The following is a 22,216-nucleotide window of genomic DNA, read 5'->3' on the forward strand; positions in this document are numbered from 1 at the left end:
TTATGCAAAACGCTTCAAAAGTTCAGTCAATCTGTTGACATCATGAACACCACTTTCTTTATAAAGCAATTCTCCTTTCTTAAAAACCGCCAAAGTTGGAACGCCTCGAACGCCATATTCTGAAGCAATTGCCGGAAACTGATCAATATCTATTTTCACTATTCTGGCTAAATCACCGATATTTTCTTTAACGGTATTCAATACGGATGACTGAACTTTACATGGACCACACCAGGTTGCAAAGAAATCAATAAGCACAGGCCGTTCAGAGTCAATAAGTTCTTTAAATTTTTGTGACATCGCTTTTAATTATTTTAAAATTAAATATTTTGACTATTCTTTATAAAGATTGATCAGGTTCTTCCTTCGATGAAATTCCACATGCTCCACTGGCACAACCAAACTTAAATATAGCCATCGCCATGAAATAAAGTCCTAAAGGAATCATCAACCAAACACGATCGAAAGCAGCAACCAAAACAAAAAATGTTCCCGCTAATAAGTAGAGTAATCTGCTTAAAGTCCACTTTTGAACGAATGATTTCATTTGTTTAATTTATTTTCAAGCGAACTCCAACCACCACCATTATAAACCTGGAACCCGTTTTGTTCCAGAATCGCTTTTGCTGAGGAACTTCTCATTCCACTTGCACAACACGTAATTATTGGCTTTTTTAGATCCAACTTCTTCATTTCACTCTTCAGTTGTTGCAGAGGAATGTTTTTGGACTGTTTGATGTGCCCACCACTAAATTCAGATGGTGTACGAACATCAATAATCTGTGCTCCATTTCTAATAAGCTCTTTGAAATCCACTGTTGTACCAGCGAATAATTTTTTAATAAAATCAAACATTTTCTTGATTAATTATAGATTTCTGAAAAACGGAGAACATTAAATAACCCATCACCATTCCGTACGCAGTAGAATTAATTGGCTTTGATGTAATTGCACAACTTCCTGTAGTACAACCTATAAAATGATAATAAGAATATCCTAAAATCCCACCAACCAGAATGCCAACGATACCTAATTTATATTTCTTTAAAAATAACCTCATTTTAAATCTCTTTTTTAAAGTTAATGAAAATCTCACTACCCCGTCTAGACTGAATACTATTGTAGCATTCTTCCATTTTTTGAATTTCGAAATATTTTTCAAAAATCAACTTGTACTCGGAGATACTTCCTCCGAAAGGCGGTCCACTTTCTTTAAAGTTTCTATTAAACATTACCCCGATAATCCTTCCATCTTTATTTAATAACTCATGCATTTTGTCTGCATACTTAATTCTTAATGAAGGAGGAATGGCACAAAAAAAAGTTTGCTCAATAATAAGGTCATAAGTTCCGTGATGGTTGAAGAAATCTTCACAGATTACAGAAACCCCTTTCATCTCCTTGCATTTATCTTTTAAAATCTGCACCGCAGTTGGTGCAAAATCTAAAATGGTGACATTCCTGAATCCAAGTTTCCAAAGAACATCAATTTCGTACGCATTTCCACATCCTGGAATTAAAACTTTCGCCTCTGTGTTTTGATAATGAGAGAGATACGCTTCAATTGCGGGTGAGGAATAACCGATATCCCAACCCGTTTTTTTACTTTCCCATTTTTCTTCCCAATAATCCTTATCGAGTTTCATTTCTTATCGCTTGCACATTTTGCAGTGATTTAGCCGAGTATGCATTTTTTATTCCGTTCTTTCTTAAAATCTCTATTGCCTGATCCGCCTGCCTTCCTGTGTTACAGAAAATAACAATCTGTTTTTGCTTTTTTAGAAAATCGAGATTATCTTCTATCAGCGCCAGTGGAATATTAATGGCTCCTGATGCTGTTTTATCTGAAAATTGGTCTGCAATCCGTACATCAATTAATGTAGTTTGGGGATCATTGACTATTTCCTTGATGTCGCTTCTGGAAGCCACTGCGTTAACATCAGTTGTCTTACATGAGGAAAAGGCAACAAATAGCAGCAGAGTGATTATAAAATTCTTAAACCTCATCAATTTAACGTTTTACTTTGGCAAACAAAATTACTTTTAGGAATAGCAGTTTCTTTAATCTTTCCAAAACCACCTTCCACTTCTGTAAAATTTCGTATTCCTCTTGAATTTAAAATACTTGCTGCAATCATACTTCTATAACCTCCAGCACAATGCAAGAAGAAATGCTCTTCTTTATCTAAATCAGCTGACCACTCATTAATATCTACCAGTGGTCTGCTATAAGCTTCGTTAACGTGTTCTGCTGCATATTCCGTTTCGTTCCGTATATCAATCACTTTGGAATCATCTTTTAGTTCAGTGGCAAATATTTCAGCTGAAATTCTTTTTACAGAATCAACATCTTTACCTGCATTTTTCCATGATTCAAAACCACCTTCTAAATAACCGATCACATGATCAAATCCTACTCTTGACAAACGGGTAACCGCTTCTTCCTCATTGCCTACTTCCGTTACCAATAAAATAGGTTGCTGTACATCAACGATCATCGCTCCAACCCATGGTGCAAAATCACCTTGCAATCCAATATTTATAGCGTTGGGCACAAATCCTTTATGAAAAGAAGCTGCACTTCTGGTATCTAAAATTAAAGCACCTGTATCTTCTGCAACTTTTTCAAAATCTCCAGCATTTACAGGTCTTGTTCCTTTTTTAAGGATGCTGTCAAAATCTTCATAACCCCCTTTATTCATTGCAACATTCATCCCGAAATACTTTGGCGGCGCAGACAGGCCATCAAGGACTTCTCTTACAAAAGATTCCTTATTTGGCTGGTTAAGTGCATAATTGGTTTTCTTTTGATTCCCCAAAGTATCCACAGTCTCTTTCTGCATATTTTTACCACAGGCGGAGCCTGCCCCGTGCGCAGGATAAACAATAATGTCATCTGCGAGAGGCATAATTTTAGTTTGTAAACTATCGTATAAGATTCCAGCTAATTCTTCCTGAGTCATGCTCGCCGCTTTTTGTGCAAGATCAGGTCTCCCGACGTCTCCTAAGAAAAGAGTGTCGCCACTAAAAATAGCGGTCTCTTTACCGTTTTCATCAATTAAGAGAAAAGTAGAGCTTTCCATGGTATGACCAGGAGTATGCAAAACTTTAATTTTAATATTCCCTACTTCGAAAATCTGTCCGTCTTCTGCGATAATCGCATCAAAATCAGGATTGGCGGTAGGTCCGTAAACGATTGGGGCATCTGTTTTTCTGGATAAATCTACGTGACCAGACACGAAATCTGCATGGAAATGAGTTTCGAAAATATATTTCAATTTTACCCCATCTTTTTCCAATCGGTCAAGGTACGGTTTTGTCTCTCTTAAAGGATCTATAATAACCGCTTCCTTCTCAGAAACGATATAATATGCTCCTTGAGCTAAACAACCAGTATATATTTGTTCTACGTTCATTTTTATTTATTTAAGGCTATTGATCTTTAATTATTTCAGTTATTATAATCAATTATGAATATTTATTTTGTTACTTCTTTTTCACGATATTCAGTAACATTTCCTGCCACGTCTGTTAATTTTCCACCTGTTCCAATTGAACCTTCCCACATCAGTTTTTCATTAGTAAAAACAGGATCTCCTTTACTTGAAACTTTCTTTGCTATCAAAATTTCTTCTGGTTCATTATCTTTAACAATTTTCACTGCTACATCTTCGCCTTTTGCAAAATAAGTAACGGAAACTGTTTTTCCGTCTTCACTCTGAAGTTTAATTGGCGTTTGTTCCAAACTTACTTCATTGGGATCTTTTTCTGAAACAGCAGTCTCCATGGAGGAAGCTGTTTGCTCTTTTGCACAGCCAGTTGCTAAAAAAAGCGCAAAAGTAAAAATCACTAATTTTTTCATATCGTAAATTATTGTTTAAAAAATATTTCTTTAATAATGATAAATAATCCCATAACCCAGACAATATATCCAAATATGGGTTTTAATTTTCTACCGTCAATTTTTTTCGAAATACCAATTCCGATAAAAATACCGATGACTGATAAACTTGTAAAAATGGCAAGGAAACCCCAGTCTGCCGTTATCATTTTAAGAGAACTTGCAAAACCAAGTAATGAATTCATTGATATAATAAAAAGAGAAGTTGCAACCGCTCTCTTCATAGGCAACCCGATCAACATTACTAAAGCCGGCACTATTAAAAAACCACCACCAGCGCCAATAAGCCCTGTTATAATACCTACCAACAGACCCTGAGACAGAAGAATCGTATAATTATTCCCATTTTCTTTTCTACCGAAAGGTCTTTCTGTTTTCCTAATCATTTTGAACGAAGAAATCAACATAAGGATTGCAAAAAGCAAGAGTAAAAACATGTCTTTTGTCATCGTAATTCCCCACCTATTAATGATGTAATCAGGTAAGTGCGGAATGATCAACCTCCTGGAGAACAGCACTCCCAGTATAGAGGGTACTCCAAATATAAATGCAGTTCGAAAGTCAATTAATTTCTGTCGCATGAATCCTGTAGTCCCAACCAAACTTGTAGTTCCCACTACAAAGAGTGATAGCGTAGTAGCAGTAATTGGATCAAAACCAAATATATAGACGAATATAGGAACACTTAATATACTACCACCACCACCAATCAATCCCATTACGAGTCCAATCAATATTGCAGCAAGGTATCCTAATATCTCCATCTAAATAATTTTAGCAAATTTAGTCTTTAATTATTGGTCTTATTGTGATAGAGGTCACAAACAGATTCACTTTATGATAAAGATATAATTTTAATCATGTTTTTTCCGACCTCGGCCGAATCACCTTTACTTTTGCCTTTTATACTTTCAAAAACCGGTGCCTGTTCAGAAAAAGAGATAACCTCTTTATCTTCAAACTTAAAAACCGGAACAGCAACACCAATGAATAAATAATTAATATTGGTTTCTACAAGAGCTCCTTTCTCAATACTGTCATGTTGTAAATCGAGCTCTTTGTTTAAGAATTCGATTTGGAATAACGCTTCTCTTAACATTTGCTCATAACGGAGCTGCATATCTTTAGCTTGTGTTTGCTGTGAGAAATCATCTGGATCGTGCGTACTTTCTTCATCTAGATCAGAGGCGATTTTATACCGATCTACTGATTGTTGCAAACTGGCAACAACTGCATTTTGCTCTTCTATAATTCTGCTAATGATCTCCTTTCTTTTCATAATTCTATATTTAGTTATTCTAACAAATTTAATAAATTTTTACACGGCAATATTCCGACCAAAGAGATCGAAGTGCCTTTATTACCACTTAAAATTCAGATTGACAAAAAAGTTCCTTCCTGGTCGTGGAATTGCATTCCAGTCTGAATAGGTGGTATAAAAACGGTCAAAAACATTTTCTACTCCAACTTTCGCATAAATTTTAATTTTTTCTAAAGGAAACTGGTAACCAAGATTAGTACTTACAATAGCATAATCGGGTGTTTTTGACTCCCCATATCGCGGAGCAAAATCAACATGTTTCGTATTTCCAAATAGAGAAAATTCTGAAGAAAAATTATTTCTGTCAAATCTCAAGGTTGTTTGATAACTGAGTGGACTCATAAAAGGTAAATTCGCATTATTCTTATCCCTTCCTTGCATGTAAACCAGCTGAGTACTCCACTTTAATGGTTCCAAAACCTGTAATTCTGTAGACAGGCTAATATTGAAAACATTAGCATAATCTAACGCAGTGTAATTTTTGACACCGCTGGCACCAATCGTCATTGGGACGAGATTATCAATAATCTTTCCGACGATATAATCTGAAATATGAAAATAAGAAGACGAGATTTTTGCCTTGAAATTTTTCTTTTGAATTCCTACAAAAGCATTTGCCTCAATGGAAGACTCATTCTTAAGATTGGGATTTCCAATATAATCATACCGTTCATAGCTGTTGAATAAATAAAATCCGTAGCCTTCAGAAACAGAAGGCGCCCTATCACCATATCCCACTCCTATTCCCACCTGAAAATCATTCTTATCAAACTGATAATTAGCGGCAATACTTTTCAAAATTCTACTTTTCTCAGGATTCATTTCTGGATAGAAAATCTGCAGACTGTTTAACCCAAATTTACTTTCAATCTTATTTTGATGCATCGTTACAGAAGCTGATAATTTTAGACTTGAAGTTTGGTTCAATTCTATCTGATCTTCCAAATAAATAGATTGCGCGAGAGTTCTCACATCCGGCCAAGTCAGCATAAACATTAATTTTTCATCTTTATCTTCTGGATACATCGTCATTTCTGCCGATGATTTATTATAAAACCCATTAATGTTAAGTAAAAAATGGTGTTTGTTAACAACAGATTTTAAATGAGAATAATATCCATATGTTTTGCTCCAACCTGGCATATCCATATGAATGGGAACATTTGGTCTTTTAGTATCATCCATTCTGTGCATGATATTATTAAAATACACTTTAGTTTCCCAGTTTTGTACAATATCACTTTCAGGAAGCAATTGAAATTTTAAAGACGCAATCAACGCTTCTGCAATAGAAACATCCATAGGCAAAGCAGGATAACCTACATCATTCGCTTTGTCGTAAATAACAGATGCCTCCAGTAATTTATTTTCACCCAGTTTCACTCCAGTAATTCCAGAAATATTAATTTTTTTGAATTGTGAAAACGGAATTTCAACATTCTTACCTGCTTTATAATTCTCCGCATCTCGCATCATAAAATTAACATCGGTATAGAATCTTTCAGTTTTAAAGGTCGTTCCTGCTCCAAAAATCTTTTGCTGATTGACGGTTTCGTACCCGCTATTTACATTAAAGTTCCATTTTTTTTGTCCAAACATCATTTTGTTTCTTTTCAAGTCGATAGCGCCGCCGATGGTATTTCCATGGCACGAACCTTCTTGTCCAGAACTGATGCTGGCTTCCATTAGGTTAGAAACTTCAATATAAGATGTAATGGGATCCATCTTATCGGTACATGCTCCGAAAATTCGCATTCCATCAATAGTTACCAAAGTTCTTTCAGTAGGCAAACCATTGATAAGTGGCTCCCAGGCATAAGCTCCCCGTTTGACCATCTCTACTTTTGGAGATTTTTGCAAATATTCATCTATTGAACCCAAAGGTTTATTTTCTTTAGTTGCTATTTTTGTTGTTCCAATCACGATAACCTCTTGAATAGATTGTGACTGAATGGAATCTGCGGAGTTTTTCTGTGCTTGTATTTGAATAATTAAACCCAAAAATGCAGGGATAAATAATAGTCTTTTCATGAGAGAAATGGATTAATCATGGCCACACGTTGTCATCATTGAAAGTTCAACTTGAACAGGTCACCATAGATTGATAAATAATCAAAACTAATTTGTAACATTAGAACAAATTAGTTTTGATCTAAAATTAGTGTGTTAAAATTCGATTTCGAAAAAGATGCTGCTTGCAGGGTTAGTTTCCGTAATTTCTTCTCCCTTTAGAACAATTCCATCTGGGTTAACCAATTGCAAATTGAGCTTCCAATAACCGGTCATCGTTAGGGCAAGCTTTCCGTTATACAAATTTCCAGGTCCATTTTGGGATGCAGGAATATTATTAGGCGAACTGTGATTTCCCATACTGGGCATTCTTGGATCTACTTTTACCGTATATCCATCTACAATTGGAAAACTCATCATGTCTTGCATTTTCCATACTCCAATTATCATTTCATTTGTTTTCACTTCCGGAGTCCGTGGTTCCACATAAGCCATAATATATCTATTATTATCACTTCCCATAAAAGAAGTAACGGTTCTTTTTCCAGCAGCAGGAACATTTATGATCGTGGTGGCAGTATATTCAGTAGACCCAATCGTATAATCAATTTTTAAATCCCAATATTCACTACTGTTGTCCGGCATTTGGAAAACTATAAAACCTGAATACAGCGAACCTTCTGGATTTACTTTTTTCACCAAAGATTTAGGACAAGAATGGGACATAGAAGTCATATGCATTAAAGGCATCCAGTTAACGACCGCATTTTTTTCAAATGTTCCTGTCGCTTTATTTCTAATTCGTAATTTAATGTCGTTATATCCTAACGCAGTAGTTCCGGATTTAGAATATAACTCAATGATATGCGTGTTATTGGTAACTTCCTTTATTTTTATCAATCCTTCCATTTCAGAAGTTGGAATAACGGGCTCATCCATATCGGAAGTTCTACATGAGATCACGAGAAGTGCCATTGCCAATAATGCAAATAGCGTGTTGAATGAAAATTTCATTTTTTTGATTTTTAAGTGATAATTTGATTTTATAACTTCTCTAAATATCAGAGAAGGAGTAACCTCTTCATTTTAAAATAAAAAGAAAAGGTGAATAGAAATAATCAAATTATACTTGCGGAGGATGCGGTAAAATACCTAACACAATTGCAGGAAAGAAAAAATCCTGATAACAAAAGGTGAACGTATGAAGACCTTCCAGATCTTGCTTTTTCACAAAAAAAGAAAGAGGTGCAGTAGGTAAAATATTAAATTCAAAGGAATACTTCACCAGATTAAATGGATTAGTACTTTTCTCACTCTCCATTTTCATCTGACACTTACCGTGACAATCGAGCTGAGGTTTGGATTTATTGATACAGTGAATTTCATAAAAGTCCTGATTAATTTTATAATCAATCATAAAGAGAGAATTCTGAAAACTCGCTCCAAAAATGATGACTGATAATATGATGTTTAATATAGACTTCATTACAGAACAAAATTAAGACTTTTAAGTCTTAATTAAAAATGATATACGTCAGCTATTAGCGCCAACATTTTATCGTAATACAATTTATACTCTTGATTATTTTTTATCTTTATCCCTTGAAAAACATTTGAAATGGCAGACAAAGCAAAATTTATTGAAGAGTTAACTCCGAGATACACTCCAAAAGGCGAATTTATAACGTTAGGGAAAGGAATGCTTGACGGCGAAGTGGTTCCTGAATTAGATGTAACAATTCCTTTAAAAACAATAAACAGGCACGGTTTAATTGCAGGTGCTACTGGAACTGGAAAAACCAAAACAGTCCAGGTATTTGCGGAGCAGCTTTCCCATGCCGGAATTCCATCACTCGTTTTAGATATTAAAGGAGATTTTTCTGGTATTGCCGAACCAGGAACTGAAAACGCGATCATCACTGAAAGATATGCAAAAACAAAACTCCCTTATCAGGCACAAGCTTTTCCGGTGGAATTAATGTCTATTTCAGGTGAGAAAGGAGTCAAGCTGAGGGCTACCGTTACCGAATTTGGTCCTCTTTTATTGTCAAAAATCCTAAATTTAAATGATACCCAACAAAGTATTATTTCAATTGTTTTTAAATATTGTGATGACAAAGGTTTGCCGCTAATTGATCTGGATGATTTGAAAAAAGTCCTGCAATATGTTACTGATAATCCGCAGGGGAAAGCAGATCTATCCAATAATTATGGCTCTATCTCGCCGGCTTCTTTAGGAGCAATTCTTAGATCAATTGTCGCATTGGAACAACAGGGAGCAACTTCATTTTTTGGCGAACCAAGTTTTGATGTGGAAGATCTATTACAACAAAGAGATGGCAAAGGAGTCGTGAATATCCTCCGAGTTGGTAATATTCAAAGTAAACCACAACTGTTTTCAACTTTTATGCTATCCCTTTTTGCCGAGATTTATATGATGTTTCCGGAAGAAGGTGATAGTGGAAAACCAAAACTAGTTCTCTTCATCGATGAAGCTCATTTGATTTTCAAAGAAGCTTCGAAAACTCTTTTAAGTCAAATAGAAACGATGGTAAAATTGATTCGTTCCAAAGGTGTTGGTATTTATTTTATTACTCAAATTCCTGGTGATGTTCCAGAAAATGTTTTATCGCAATTGGGTCTTAAAATCCAACATGCCTTACGCGGATTTACCGCAAAGGATCGAAAAGAAATTTCAAAAGCGGTCGAAAACTATCCGATCACTGAGTTCTATGATGCTAAAGAGTTAATTCAAAACCTGGGGATTGGGGAAGCATTTATCACTGCGCTTGATGAGAAAGGAATTCCAACACCGTTGGTTCACACTTTCTTGATCTCACCGGAGTCAAGAATGGATATTTTAAATGATGCGGAAGTTTCAGATCTAACGAGTCGTTCTGCGATGGTCGCGAAATATGAGCAAACCATCAATAAAGATTCTGCCTACGAAATGTTGACTAGTAGAATGGAACAAGCTGTTCAAAATGCTGCTCCCACGGTCAAAACAAAAACAATAAAACAAGAGCCTGGAGTTTTCGAAAGCGTTATGAAATCTCGAGCAGGCCGTACGTTTGCTACCACAATTGCCAGAGAAGGTGCGAAATTTGTCTTAGGGATGTTTGGTCTAGGAGGAAGAAAAAGATAATTAAAAAGAAAAAAATTGTATTCAGTAATTGACATAGAAAGTAACGGTGCCGGTTTTCGAAAAGAGAGCATTATCGAGATCGCCGTTTATAAATATGATGGTCACCACATTGTTGACCAGTTTATTTCTTTGGTAAACCCAGAAAGTGACATCACCCCTTTTGTGCAAAGACTGACTAATATTTCACCAAAAATGGTGAAAAATGCCCCAAAATTCCACGAAATCGCAAAACGAGTGGTGGAGATTACACAAAATACGACTTTAGTAGGTCATAATATTGAGTTCGATTATAGAATGCTCCGTCAAGAATTTAAAAGATTGGGTTACGAATTTAAAATCAATACGGTAGACACAATTCCTTTAGCAAAAAAATTGATACCAACAGCCGAGAGTTACTCATTAGGCAAATTGGTTAAGTCTTTGGGAATCCCACTGGTAGACCAACATCGTGCCTCGGGAGACGCTCGTGCGACCTTGGAATTATTCAAATTATTGATGATCAAAGACAAAGATTCGGAGATTATTCAGCAACATCATGATGAAGTTAATGCAAAAACCTATCAAAATAAAATCCGTGATCTGACTCAGGATTTACCAGCTGAAAAAGGTATTCTATATTTTCAAAATAAAGAAGGTTTTATTATCTATTCTGAGTTTGTAGACGACCTAAATAAATCAGCCAAAAGTATATTTCATTCAAAATCAAAAAGATGGGAATCTATGCAGGAAGAAGTTGAGCAGATTTACTTTGATATAACAGGAAGTAATATTCTCGCAAAATTGTTAATGAAAACGAAAGGTTTAAAGAAAAAAGAATCTTTAACTTTTGGTCTTTACCATAAAAAAGGCCATTATTTCGTTGATAAAATTGCACAACAACAGACGGAAAAACCATTATTAAAATTTAAATCATTTACGCAAGGATCGAAAGCGGTGAGCTTCATCAATACAAAACCAGACTTACAACAAGTTAGAAATCTGCAACAACTATTAACCATTAACAAAAATGATGAGCTTTGGATCTCTGCAGGAAGAGTATTGGGAGAAAAATCCTTTTTACTTTTTGAAAAGGGAAAATTAAGTGCTTACGGTTTTTATGAGCTTTATACCCAGATTGAATCCTTGAAAAAGTTAGACCACCTGAAAATAGTTATTGATTTCCCCGTTACCGATATAATAAATGACTTAAAATTAGGACTTCTCTGCGGAGATTTCGAAATAATTGCAACTCCTTCAAAATAAATAGTATAGATTTAAATAAAAAAAATTATTTTTGATAAAAATTTAGAATAAGCAAAGTGAAAGTTCTTACATCTATAAAAAAGGTTACTGCAAAAGGGAAAAAGTTTTTCTCTAAAGCAATCGATGTGGATTAAGGGCTCGTATTTTAACAATATTTGTAAAGCAGGCTCTTTTTAAGGTCTGCTTTTTTTAATTTAATAAAACAACGTAATATGACTGATAAACATTTAATTAAAATCGCCGAGGAATTCGGAACCCCAACTTATGTATATGATGCAGAGAGCATTAAAAACCATTATGAAAAGCTAACATCCTCTTTTCATAAAAGTACACGGTTTTTCTATGCTGCTAAATCACTGACGAACATTAATATTCTAAAATATATAAAGAGTTTGGGTGCAGGTTTAGATTGTGTTTCTATCAATGAAGTCAAATTAGGTCTAAAAGCAGGTTATACCCCGAACAAAATCCTGTTCACTCCCAACTGTGTTGATCTATTCGAAATTGAGGAGGCAATGCAACTGAAAGTTCATATCAATATCGATAACATCTCCATTCTAGAACAGTTTGGTAACAAATACGGCAACAGCTATCCTATTTTTGTAAGAATCAATCCTCACATTTATGCGGGTGGAAATCATAAAATATCAACAGGCCATATCGATTCTAAATTTGGTATTTCTATCCACCAGCTTCGTCATATCGAAAGAGTAATGAAGTCGACCAACCTTCTGGTTGAAGGACTTCATATGCATACCGGAAGTGAAATAAAAGATACAGATGTTTTCTTGCAAGGTCTAGAAATTATGTTTGATCTGGCGGTACATTTTCCGGATTTAAAATACATCGATATGGGTAGCGGTTTCAAAGTACCGTACCAGGAGGGAGATTTGGAAACCGATGTGAAAACATTAGGAAAAAAAGTAGAAAAAGCACTAGCAGATTATCATCAGGAAAGCGGCCGAAAATTTGAATTGTGGTTTGAACCCGGAAAATATCTAGTGAGTGAAAGTGGCCATTTCCTGGTAAAATCGAACGTTATCAAACAAACAACTGCTACGGTTTTCGTGGGAATTAATTCCGGTTTCAATCATTTAATCCGCCCGATGTTTTACGATTCTCATCATATTATTGAAAATCTATCCAACCCAAAAGGTGCTGAAAGAATTTATACCGTTGTGGGGAACATCTGTGAAACAGATACTTTTGCATGGGACAGAAAATTAAATGAAGTTCGGGAAAGTGATATTTTGGTTTTTAGAAATGCAGGAGCTTATGGATTTGAAATGAGTTCAAATTTTAATTCCCGTTTAAAACCTGCGGAAGTTTTGTTTCTGGATGGGAAAGCACATTTGATCAGAAAAAGAGAAGAATTTGAAGATCTGTTGAAAAACCAAATTGAAGTCATATAAGTGCCAATTTCAATTAAGAAAGCAGATTTTCTATTTTAAAATCAACTATATAAAAGCAAAAATCCGATATTTGATATCGGATTTTGCATTTTGACAAATTGTAAAATTTATCAGCTATGGTTATTCGTATTTTTCAGTAACAAATTAGAAATCTTATCCAAATCTTAAAGAAATGACATTTGTTTTCACTTTCTCTATAAATTTCTGACCTGACCCTAAATTCACTAAATCCACGACTTGCTGGGGTCTACAAAAATAAACCTTCAGAAACTATTATCCGATTTATATTTCGGTCACGTTGTTTCACAGATAGATACCCCTTCGATCTTGATTAGAGAAAGATTCTTCTTTATGCTACCATAACAGAAATTCTTTAAACGTCATCCAGAAACCCACTCACGTTTTTATTCCGATCACTGCCATTCTGTCATAGGAATTTGTATCTTTGCATTCCCATTTTGTTTTTTAAATCTAAAATTCAAAATCTAAAATTTTATCAAGGTGCAAGAAAAATATATAGACGAAACGAAACAAGGCGAAGCGTTTGGCATCGCCGAAAAACCCGAAAACTCTAAAAAATTATTTTTAGAAAGTTATGGTTGCCAAATGAATTTCTCTGATTCTGAGATTGTTGCTTCAATTCTTAATGAACAAGGTTACAATACTACTTTACTACCGGAAGAAGCAGATTTAATTCTATTAAATACCTGCTCGATCCGAGAAAAAGCAGAACAAACGGTAAGAATGCGACTTGCACAATTCAAAAATCTGAAGAAAGAAAAACCAAATTTAACCGTCGGCGTTCTGGGTTGCATGGCCGAACGTTTGAAAACTAAATTTTTAGAAGAAGAACAGTTAGTTGATCTGGTTGTTGGACCGGATGCATACAGAGATTTACCCAATCTATTAAAAGAAACAGAAGGAGGCCGAGATGCCATCAACGTTATTTTATCGAAAGATGAAACTTACGCAGATATTAATCCTGTTCGTTTAGGTGGAAATGGAGTTACAGCTTTTGTAACAATCACCAGAGGTTGCGATAATATGTGTACATTTTGCGTGGTGCCATTTACTCGAGGTCGTGAGCGCAGCCGCGATCCACATTCTATTATTAAAGAGTGCGAAGATCTTTGGAACAATGGCTACAGAGAAATTACCCTTCTTGGTCAAAACGTAGATTCTTATTTATGGTTTGGTGGAGGTGCTAAAAAAGACTTTAAAAAAGCAACTGAAATGCAACAGTTAACAGCGGTAAATTTCGCTCAGTTGATGGAAATGGTTGCAATTGCAGTTCCCAAAATGAGAATCAGATTCTCCACCTCCAACCCTCACGATATGAGTACCGAAGTATTCAAAGTGATGGCCAAATATGATAATATCTGCAAATACGTTCACCTCCCGGTACAAAGTGGAAGTGATAGAATGTTGGAAAAAATGAACCGCCAGCATACCCGTGCAGAATATTTGACTTTAATTAATAAAGCAAAAGAACTCATTCCTGAAGTTTCTTTTTCACAGGATATGATCATCGGATTTTGTGGAGAAACAGAAGAAGATCACCAGTTAACATTAAGCTTAATGCGAGAAGTAGAGTACGACTATGGTTATATGTTCTCTTATTCTGAAAGACCAGGAACTCCCGCAGAAAAAAGAATGGAAGATGATATTCCAGCTGATGTTAAACAAAGAAGATTGGCGGAAGTCATCGCTTTACAAGGCGAACTTTCCCGAAAAAGAATGCAGGGTTATGTGGGCAGAAATCACGAAGTTTTAATTGAAGGAACTTCCAGAAAGAATGAAAACCAGTGGAAAGGGCGTAATTCCCAAAATGCTGTTTGTGTTTTTGATAAACTCGAGGGTCAGAAATTAGGTGATCTTGTGACCGTTTTCGTTCATGGAAATACGCAGGGAACACTTTTAGCGAGAACAGTGTAGCCAATATTTACATCAAATTTTTCGAAAAAAATTGATATTCACTGTGCTTTTTAAAATGCACATTATACCAAGAAAAAATGACAGATTTACAATCCATAAAGACACGCTTCGGAATTATCGGAAATTATCCGGTGCTAAACCGTGCTTTGCAGAAAGCAATTCAGGTAGCACCAACAGATATCTCTGTTTTGGTGATGGGAGAAAGTGGTGTGGGAAAAGAATTTATCCCCAAAATAATCCATGGTGAGTCCCGAAGAAAACATCAACCCTATATCGTTGTAAACTGTGGTGCAATCCCCGAAGGAACCATAGACTCAGAATTATTTGGCCACGAAAAGGGAGCCTTTACCGGTGCAACTTCTACTCGAAAAGGATATTTCGAAGTTGCAGATGGCGGAACGATCTTTTTAGATGAAGTGGGTGAACTGCCTTTGCAAACGCAAGTGCGATTGCTTAGAGTTTTAGAAAGTGGCGAATTTATGAAAGTTGGCTCTTCACAAGTTCAAAAAACAAATGTTCGGATCGTTGCAGCAACCAATGTCAATATGATGAGTGCCATTAATGATGGAAGATTTCGTGAAGATTTGTATTATCGATTGAACACGGTACAAATCGACATGCCGGCATTGCGGGAAAGAAAAGGAGATATTCATTTGCTCTTTAGAAAGTTTGCAATTGATTTTGCAGAAAAATACAGAATGCCAGAATTGGTTTTAAGTGACGATGCAGTTAACTATTTAGAAAATTATGCGTTCCCAGGGAACGTTCGGCAGTTGCGAAATCTGGTTGAACAAATGACTGTTGTAGAACAGGACCGAAGTATAAACTCGGTAAAATTAGCCGAGTACATTCCCATGCAATCAAAGCTCCCGGCAGTGATTCAGAAAGGAGGTGGTATCTCATCGAACGAATTTAATTCTGAAAGAGAAATCATGTACAAAATCCTGTTTGACATGAGAAATGACCTCAATGATTTAAAATCACTAACTTCGGAATTGATTAAAAACAGAGGAAACGCCGATTTTAGCCATCAAGAAAAAAATCTGATGAACCGCGTTTTCACGCCGGATGCTTCAACTCAGAATCCAAACTCGATGCTCTATTTTGAAAATCAAAACCAATATCAAAATCCTACCATTATTTCCAAAAACGACGAAGAATATGATGATGTAGAAGATATTGAAATTGAAGAAACAAAAGCAGATTCTCTTTCCTTACAAAACAATGAAAGAGAACTAATTGTAAAAGCTTTAGATAAGCACAAAGGGAGAAGAAATAAAGCGGCGGATGAATTGGGGATTTCCCAAAGAACACTTTACAGAAAAATAAAACAATATAATTTAGAAGACTAATGAAGAAATTTCAGCGCGAAAATTCCGAAATCAAGAATAGTCTGAAAATACTTTCTTTTTTCGCTCTTTTTTTACTGTTCACGGGATGCTATTCTTTTACGAATGTCAATTTAGACAGTCGGTATGAAACTATTCAGATCAAGGATTTTCCTAATAATTCGGCATTGATGAACCCTAATTTGGCTCAGCAATTTTCGACTGATATTCAAAACAGGTTCTTGCAGAGAGCCAATTTAAAAGGAACTACCGAAAAACCTCATATTTTAATTGAGGGTGAGATCACAGACTATGCAATTACGCCCACAACTATTTCATCTTCGGTGAACGCACCAGGCGGAAACATTCAGGCAGCTCAAAATAAACTGACCATTACAGTCAAGGTACACTATGAAAATTCAATAGAGCCAGAAAAAAGTTTTGACAGAGTATATTCTGATGAGGCTGTTTTCAGTAGCGATTTAGATATTAACACCATCGAAACTTCACAAGTTAAATTGGTGAATGAGAGAATTATCAATAAAATTTTTAATGATATTGTAGCCAATTGGTAAGATGAACGGAAGAATTTTAGAACTAGCAAGAAACCCAGCATTATTTCAAATCAACGATTTGGAATTACTGAATAGTGAGATTCAGAAGCACCCCTATATCCAAAGCTTACGTGCTTTGCACTTACTGGGAACCCATCGGTTAAAGCCCGAGAATTACTCAAACGAACTTTCTATAACTGCAGCTTATACGACTGATAAAAAAATACTGTATCAACTCATTAATTCAGTTGAAGAAAAAACAACGCCGGTAGAAACCGCTCCAGAAGTAGAAGCTAAACAACCAGAGCCGACAAAAGAACCAGAAGATAAGTTTTGCGAAATTAAATCGAATCCGATTGAAGCTCCAACACCCGTTTTCATTAATGGAGAATTAAACCGAATACTTTTTGAAGGAGAAGAAGACTTTCTGGACAGAGAACCAGACAGTATAGATTTGGAATCTACCATTGAGTCTGGACAACTGGTAACTCAAAAACCGGATCAGGTAAATACATCTGCAGCCAATACAGAAGAAGTACAAAACTTATCTATTGATTCTGAAGCTGAAAATATACTTAAAGAAGAGATCATTAAAGAAAATCCTGGTATAGAAGATCAATCTAAAGTTGAACAGACACCTGAAATTAATTTACCAGAGGTAAATAGGGAAGAAAACTCGAAAATCACGAATACAGATAACGATAATGAGTTTTCTGAAATGCCCGTTGTAGAAAACTTTAGTCCTGAAAAAATTGTTAAAGAAGAAGAAATTGAAGAGGATAAACAGGTCATAAAAAAGGCTGAAAATGTAAGCTTTCATGAAGTAGAAGAGTTACTACCAAAAGTAGAACTTGATAACGAGGAAAAAAAGACAGAAAACGAGGAAAAGCAAAAATTCACTGAATCCGCTGATGCTGAAAACTTTAGCAAAGAAGAAATTGTAGTAGAAGAAAATATTTCCGAAGAACAACCAGTTGTTGAAGATTCCTCTGAACTAAGCTTTCACGCAATGGATGAATTCTTACCAGAGGTGAAAATTACTGTAAACGCTGAAAAGTCGGAAATTCAGGAAGCTCCAAAACCTTCAGTGAACAAACATGAGGAGGAAATGAAACGCTTAATTGCCGAAGTAGAGGCCAAAGTAAAAGCTGCAAAAAAACCGACTACCAATTCTAATGAAGATGATCAGATTCCTGCAAATGCAGATGTTAATTTTGGTGAAACTCAAAGTTTTGACATTAAGAAAGAAGACAAACCAACTGATAGAATAGAAGAACTTATAGTTAAGGGCACTCAACAGAAGAAAGAACAAATTCAAGAAGAAAAATCTCCCATAAAGGAACAGCAAGCAGCAGCAAGTATTGATTCAGTTGTAAAAGAAGCAAAATCGGCATGGAAACCGATGTCCTTTTCAGCGAACACGCCGGATGCTCTTATTTCAAAAAAGAATCAAGAAATTCCAGTAAAAAAAGAAGAAATTTCAACTGGAATTATCGAGACTGGAAAAAAGGCAGAAACTGAAGCTAACAAAAACCAAGAAACTCAATCGATGGAAAGAACTGCTTTTAATGTTTCTTTCTTTTCGGAAAATGTATCTCCTTTAAGTGAAGAGGAAAACCAAAATCATAAAATAACCGCAGAGAAATCTAAGGTTGAAGAGCTCGTCAATAGCAATGTTCCTACTTTTATAAATACTTGGCAAAATTGGTTGAAAATTAATCGCACAGAAGGTCAGACAAAAGAAAAATTAGAGATCTCGATCACAGAGATCAAGAATAAAGTCATTGAAAATTTTATCGAAAAAGAACCTCGGATCTCCAAATTAAAAGATGAGTCAGATTTCGTGATCAAAGAAAAAAATGATGACATTTCGCATTTGATGACTGAGACGCTAGCAAATCTGTATATAGAGCAAAAACTATACGCCAAGGCAATTAAAGCCTTCGTAATTCTTTCGAAAAAACATCCAAAAAAGAAAGCATATTTCGAAGAGAAAATAAAGGAAATTAAAGAATTGCGCCAAAATAAGTAAAAAAAATAAAGCCGTTTCATAACCAAATGAAACGGCTTTTCTTATTGTTTTCTGATGATCTCCTATCCGAGAATGATGCCCAAACATTTCAATATCAAAGGGTGAACTGAATACGGTGAAGGCTTTCTTTCATTCTATATCTTTTCGATCAACCGCTTGAACCTTAATAATTTTTGCGCTCCGATCTGTTTTAATGTTTCTAAATTTCCGCCAGAGCTTTTTTCCTAATATCAATACAATCACAACTAAAATGATCGTAGCAATAAAGGCGATGACCGGAGCTGCTAACGCAAGAAACGACATAATCCCTGCACCAGCAGTTTCAGTTGTTGCCACAACCGAGTTGCCCAGTCCTCCTGTAGTAGCTGTAGACGCAACCCGTGTTCCGGCAAAACCAGAACTGATCGCTGCGGCTGTTCCTCCTCCTGCAATCAAAGCCAAAGCCCATTGTGGAAAAGTTCCCATATCTGCAAATTGACTAGCGAACATTACGGAACCGGCAACCGTTGCAAGCGGTACTGAAATTGTATCTAAAAGATGATCAATAAATGGAATGTAATACGCCATAATCTCAACAATCGTAGCAATTGCAGTAGTGATCAAAACCGGCAAGCCTGCTAACCACTGAAAACTTTCATTCATGGGAATCCATCCTAGATAAGATGCAAGACTCACGGCAAACATAGGTAAGAAAACCCGAAATCCTGTTGCAGCAGCTAAACCAATGCCCATAAAGGCACTGAGTAGATAAGGTAAATACGGTATAGTATCCAGCATCTTTTTTTAATCTAAAATAATTTATAATTCAAATTTACAAAAAGCATTGAAATTTTACGTAATTTATTTAACTGATTCACAAAGCTTTAAGAAATTTTCTTCTACGATCTTGAAATGTTCAGGTTCTTTACTGGAAATCCAAAAGACCATAGACAACGAATTTGAGCCAAACTTACTAACAAACAGGTCTTTATTTAATCGATAGCATTCCCGCAACAATCTCTTAATTCTGTTACGATCGTGGGCTTTTTTAAAATGCTTTTTAGACACAGAAACTCCAACCTTTTGGTTGTCAAAAGTAAAATCTTCTTGTGGTTTTTTATCTAAATTAAGCGTAATAATTCTAATATTCTCACAAGTCTTCCATTTCCCTTTTTCGAAAAGAAGACCTATTTCTTTCTTATGTTTCAGTTTTTCTTCTCTCGGAAATTTGAAATCACTCATCTTTTTTTATTAAATAATTAATGACTTCCGCAGCAGCATACAAACCAAAGATCGCTGGTATATAACTGATCGTACCATAAAAAGATCTTTTAAAATTCGTTCCATCTGTTAATTTTAAACTTTCTTCATCCTGAATTTCAGAAGAAAAAACACAACGTACGCCTTTATCTATATTTTCCTTCTTCAAGCGTTTTCTAACTTGTTTGGCAAGATGGCAACTTTGCGTTTTGTGAATATCGCGAACCAACACTTTGGCGGGGTCCATTTTCCCACCAGCTCCCATACAGCTTACGATTTTCACTTTTCGCCTTCTGGCGCTCAAAATAAGATTAACTTTTGGCGAAACACTATCAATACAATCCAGAACATAATTGAACGTTTGATTTTCAAAAATAGCTTCCATATCCTCAGGATGGAGAAATTGATTAATTTCTGTTAGATCCAAATTTGGATTTATATCTAAAAGCCGTTCGCCTACCAATTCAACTTTCGGTTTTCCAATCGTAGAATTTAAGGCTGGCAACTGTCGGTTGATGTTGGTCATGTCAACCGTATCTCCATCAACAATAGTCATTTTACCAACTCCTGCTCTCGCTAAAAATTCGGCAGCGAAGGAGCCAACACCACCTAAACCTACCACTAAAAGATTTGCTTTTTGCAGTTTATGTAAGCCGCTTTCCTTAATCAGCAATTCTGTTCTTTCGAGCCAGTCGTTATTCATTTTAAAGGGGAATATTAAAAATTTTTAGATTTTCTTCAATTTGTTTAATGAGATTTTCTATTTTTATATTTTTCAAATCTGCTACTTTTTGATAAATTAATTGAAGATCAATATCAGAATCATCGGTCTCTAGAAATAATTTTTCGCAGGGAAAATCTTTTACAAATTCCTGCAAATTTACATTTTGCAAAACGGATTTTCCAAAACTTAAATAAAAATCATGTTTTTGTAATTCTACACCAATGGATTTTCTTTTGTTATAGCCGTGAATCACCATTGGAACCTTTGCCATCTTTTTAAAATGAAGCAACTGCGAAAACCTTCGAACACAATGAATAATTAAAGGTTTGTTTCTTTCATTGGCCAGTTCAATCTGCCACTTAAATATTTTTTCCTGTACTTCATCTTCAATTTTACTCAAACCATCTAAACCGCATTCCCCGATTGCTAAACACCTCGAAAGTTGAGTGACCTCCGATAACCACTCAAATTGCAGTTCGGTAATACCCTCACTTAAAGCAGGATGAATCCCTGCAGAATAACAACCGTCTGGTGGTGTTTGGTTCAAATGAAGATTATAAATCCCCGAATGCTTCGTTAATTGATGATGGTGAAAATCAAAAAAAGTCATTCTCAAAAATAGGTAAAAAAGTCAAAAACCGTCGTTAAACGTTTGTTTCAAATTGTGTTAAATTTTTCTTAACTTTACTTCAAACTATTCCTGTATGAAGAAGAAATTTACTGAAAAACAAATCCACATTTTAAATGTTGCGGAGAAATTGATCGCAAAGAAAGGGTTTGAAGGAACCTCAGTAAGAGATATTTCTTCGAATGCGAACATTAATGTTGCAATGATCTCCTATTACTTTGGATCAAAAGAAAAGATGATGTCGTACCTTTATCGGTATCGCGTGCAAAAAACCAGAGAGAGTTTTGCGGAATTTGCAGAAGTGATCCGGGAGGGCAAACCAGAGATGCAGATGAAAGAACTGGTTAAGTATGTCGTAACACAACTTTTCAAGTTCAATTATTTCCACGGTTTTGTAACACAGGAATTACGGCACACGGAACATTTAAAAGAAGATCTACTGGAGTTTTATACCACTTTCACTTCCAAAATTGACGACGTAATTAAAAAAGGAGTTACTTCTGGAGTATTTACAAACGCTCCGAAACCAGAAGATATTCTTACCTTAATTGTAGGCTCCTCTCTTTTCGTGATCAGAAATAAAAATTTTTACGAATTATATGTGTCTGGTCAAGAAGAAAATTACTTGGAAGAAGCGGAGAAAAAAATTATGGCAAACCTATTAGTAACAGTTTTCTCGTTAATTGGTTATCAAACTGATTAAATAAATAGTTAAATTATCATAAAAAAAAATCTATTGACAAAA

The 22,216-nt window shown here is 35.4% G+C and carries 25 protein-coding genes; 8 read left to right on the forward strand and 17 right to left on the reverse strand.

Annotated elements, in window-relative coordinates; translation table 11 throughout:
- The 13 genes from FNJ88_RS05850 to FNJ88_RS05910 all read right to left on the reverse strand — a co-directional run bounded on the left by FNJ88_RS05850 (position 1) and on the right by FNJ88_RS05910 (position 8,718).
- On the reverse strand, positions 1-300 hold the full coding sequence (locus FNJ88_RS05850; protein WP_143852288.1) for a thioredoxin family protein: 300 nt from the start codon (positions 298-300) through the stop codon (positions 1-3).
- Positions 301-340: 40 nt separating this feature from the next.
- On the reverse strand, positions 341-547 hold the full coding sequence (locus tag FNJ88_RS05855) for a hypothetical protein (RefSeq protein WP_143852289.1): 207 nt from the start codon (positions 545-547) through the stop codon (positions 341-343).
- A complete protein-coding gene (locus FNJ88_RS05860; protein ID WP_143852290.1) occupies positions 544-855 on the reverse strand; it encodes a rhodanese-like domain-containing protein in 312 nt (103 codons plus the stop codon). The genes FNJ88_RS05855 and FNJ88_RS05860 overlap by 4 nt, the downstream gene beginning before the upstream one ends.
- Entirely contained in the window at positions 848-1,060 is a 213-nt protein-coding gene (locus FNJ88_RS05865; RefSeq protein ID WP_143852291.1) for a hypothetical protein, read from the reverse strand. Before FNJ88_RS05865 ends, FNJ88_RS05860 begins: the two co-directional genes overlap by 8 nt.
- 1 nt (position 1,061) lies before the next feature.
- Entirely contained in the window at positions 1,062-1,646 is a 585-nt protein-coding gene (locus tag FNJ88_RS05870) for a methyltransferase domain-containing protein (protein WP_143852292.1), read from the reverse strand.
- Complete coding sequence (locus FNJ88_RS05875) at positions 1,633-2,007, reverse strand: rhodanese-like domain-containing protein (protein ID WP_143852293.1); 375 nt, start codon at positions 2,005-2,007, stop codon at positions 1,633-1,635. The genes FNJ88_RS05870 and FNJ88_RS05875 overlap by 14 nt, the downstream gene beginning before the upstream one ends.
- The gene (locus FNJ88_RS05880) at positions 2,007-3,416 is read right to left on the reverse strand and encodes an MBL fold metallo-hydrolase (protein WP_143852294.1); all 1,410 of its coding nucleotides are present in this window, start codon (positions 3,414-3,416) and stop codon (positions 2,007-2,009) included. The genes FNJ88_RS05875 and FNJ88_RS05880 overlap by 1 nt, the downstream gene beginning before the upstream one ends.
- Before the next feature lie 62 nt (positions 3,417-3,478).
- The gene (locus FNJ88_RS05885) at positions 3,479-3,862 is read right to left on the reverse strand and encodes a hypothetical protein (protein WP_143852295.1); all 384 of its coding nucleotides are present in this window, start codon (positions 3,860-3,862) and stop codon (positions 3,479-3,481) included.
- A gap of 8 nt (positions 3,863-3,870) precedes the next feature.
- The gene (locus FNJ88_RS05890) at positions 3,871-4,665 is read right to left on the reverse strand and encodes a sulfite exporter TauE/SafE family protein (protein ID WP_143852296.1); all 795 of its coding nucleotides are present in this window, start codon (positions 4,663-4,665) and stop codon (positions 3,871-3,873) included.
- Positions 4,666-4,736: 71 nt separating this feature from the next.
- Positions 4,737-5,180, reverse strand: coding sequence for a hypothetical protein (locus FNJ88_RS05895; protein WP_143852297.1), 444 nt, complete (start codon positions 5,178-5,180; stop codon positions 4,737-4,739).
- Positions 5,181-5,261: 81 nt separating this feature from the next.
- Positions 5,262-7,253 (reverse strand): TonB-dependent receptor plug domain-containing protein, encoded by a 1,992-nt coding sequence (locus FNJ88_RS05900; protein WP_143852298.1) that lies wholly within the window; start codon positions 7,251-7,253, stop codon positions 5,262-5,264.
- Between the two features lie 135 nt (positions 7,254-7,388).
- The gene (locus FNJ88_RS05905; RefSeq protein ID WP_143852299.1) at positions 7,389-8,246 is read right to left on the reverse strand and encodes a hypothetical protein; all 858 of its coding nucleotides are present in this window, start codon (positions 8,244-8,246) and stop codon (positions 7,389-7,391) included.
- A gap of 109 nt (positions 8,247-8,355) precedes the next feature.
- Complete coding sequence (locus tag FNJ88_RS05910) at positions 8,356-8,718, reverse strand: hypothetical protein (RefSeq protein WP_143852300.1); 363 nt, start codon at positions 8,716-8,718, stop codon at positions 8,356-8,358.
- A gap of 132 nt (positions 8,719-8,850) precedes the next feature.
- Here FNJ88_RS05910 and FNJ88_RS05915 point away from each other — a divergent pair, with 132 nt between their 5' ends.
- From FNJ88_RS05915 to FNJ88_RS05945, 7 genes are all read left to right on the forward strand, one after another.
- Positions 8,851-10,377, forward strand: coding sequence for a helicase HerA-like domain-containing protein (locus tag FNJ88_RS05915; protein ID WP_143852301.1), 1,527 nt, complete (start codon positions 8,851-8,853; stop codon positions 10,375-10,377).
- Positions 10,378-10,392: 15 nt separating this feature from the next.
- A complete protein-coding gene (locus FNJ88_RS05920) occupies positions 10,393-11,619 on the forward strand; it encodes a PolC-type DNA polymerase III (protein ID WP_143852302.1) in 1,227 nt (408 codons plus the stop codon).
- Positions 11,620-11,831: 212 nt separating this feature from the next.
- Complete coding sequence (gene lysA, locus FNJ88_RS05925) at positions 11,832-13,031, forward strand: diaminopimelate decarboxylase (protein WP_143852303.1); 1,200 nt, start codon at positions 11,832-11,834, stop codon at positions 13,029-13,031.
- Positions 13,032-13,532: 501 nt separating this feature from the next.
- Positions 13,533-14,966: a tRNA (N6-isopentenyl adenosine(37)-C2)-methylthiotransferase MiaB gene (gene miaB / locus FNJ88_RS05930; protein WP_143852304.1), complete on the forward strand. Its 1,434-nt coding sequence runs from the start codon at positions 13,533-13,535 to the stop codon at positions 14,964-14,966.
- Between the two features lie 77 nt (positions 14,967-15,043).
- Positions 15,044-16,318, forward strand: coding sequence for a sigma-54 interaction domain-containing protein (locus FNJ88_RS05935; protein ID WP_143852305.1), 1,275 nt, complete (start codon positions 15,044-15,046; stop codon positions 16,316-16,318).
- Positions 16,318-16,869 (forward strand): LptE family protein, encoded by a 552-nt coding sequence (locus tag FNJ88_RS05940; protein WP_143852306.1) that lies wholly within the window; start codon positions 16,318-16,320, stop codon positions 16,867-16,869. Before FNJ88_RS05935 ends, FNJ88_RS05940 begins: the two co-directional genes overlap by 1 nt.
- A gap of 1 nt (position 16,870) precedes the next feature.
- A complete protein-coding gene (locus FNJ88_RS05945) occupies positions 16,871-18,880 on the forward strand; it encodes a hypothetical protein (protein WP_143852307.1) in 2,010 nt (669 codons plus the stop codon).
- A 129-nt stretch (positions 18,881-19,009) separates the two neighbouring features.
- Here the strand turns inward: FNJ88_RS05945 and FNJ88_RS05950 are convergent, their stop codons facing one another.
- The 4 genes from FNJ88_RS05950 to FNJ88_RS05965 form a co-directional block, all read right to left on the reverse strand.
- Positions 19,010-19,657, reverse strand: coding sequence for a DUF4126 domain-containing protein (locus FNJ88_RS05950; RefSeq protein WP_143852308.1), 648 nt, complete (start codon positions 19,655-19,657; stop codon positions 19,010-19,012).
- Positions 19,658-19,720: 63 nt separating this feature from the next.
- Positions 19,721-20,101: a ribonuclease P protein component gene (rnpA, locus tag FNJ88_RS05955; RefSeq protein WP_143852309.1), complete on the reverse strand. Its 381-nt coding sequence runs from the start codon at positions 20,099-20,101 to the stop codon at positions 19,721-19,723.
- A complete protein-coding gene (locus FNJ88_RS05960) occupies positions 20,094-20,822 on the reverse strand; it encodes a ThiF family adenylyltransferase (protein WP_143852310.1) in 729 nt (242 codons plus the stop codon). The genes rnpA and FNJ88_RS05960 overlap by 8 nt, the downstream gene beginning before the upstream one ends.
- Before the next feature lies 1 nt (position 20,823).
- Complete coding sequence (locus FNJ88_RS05965) at positions 20,824-21,453, reverse strand: TatD family hydrolase (protein WP_143852311.1); 630 nt, start codon at positions 21,451-21,453, stop codon at positions 20,824-20,826.
- Positions 21,454-21,547: 94 nt separating this feature from the next.
- On the opposite strand from FNJ88_RS05965, the gene FNJ88_RS05970 reads away from it, so the two are divergent.
- Complete coding sequence (locus FNJ88_RS05970; RefSeq protein WP_143852312.1) at positions 21,548-22,174, forward strand: TetR/AcrR family transcriptional regulator; 627 nt, start codon at positions 21,548-21,550, stop codon at positions 22,172-22,174.
- Positions 22,175-22,216 lie beyond the last annotated feature (42 nt).

It is taken from the genome of Chryseobacterium sp. SNU WT5, from assembly GCF_007362475.1.
GTDB lineage: Bacteria > Bacteroidota > Bacteroidia > Flavobacteriales > Weeksellaceae > Kaistella.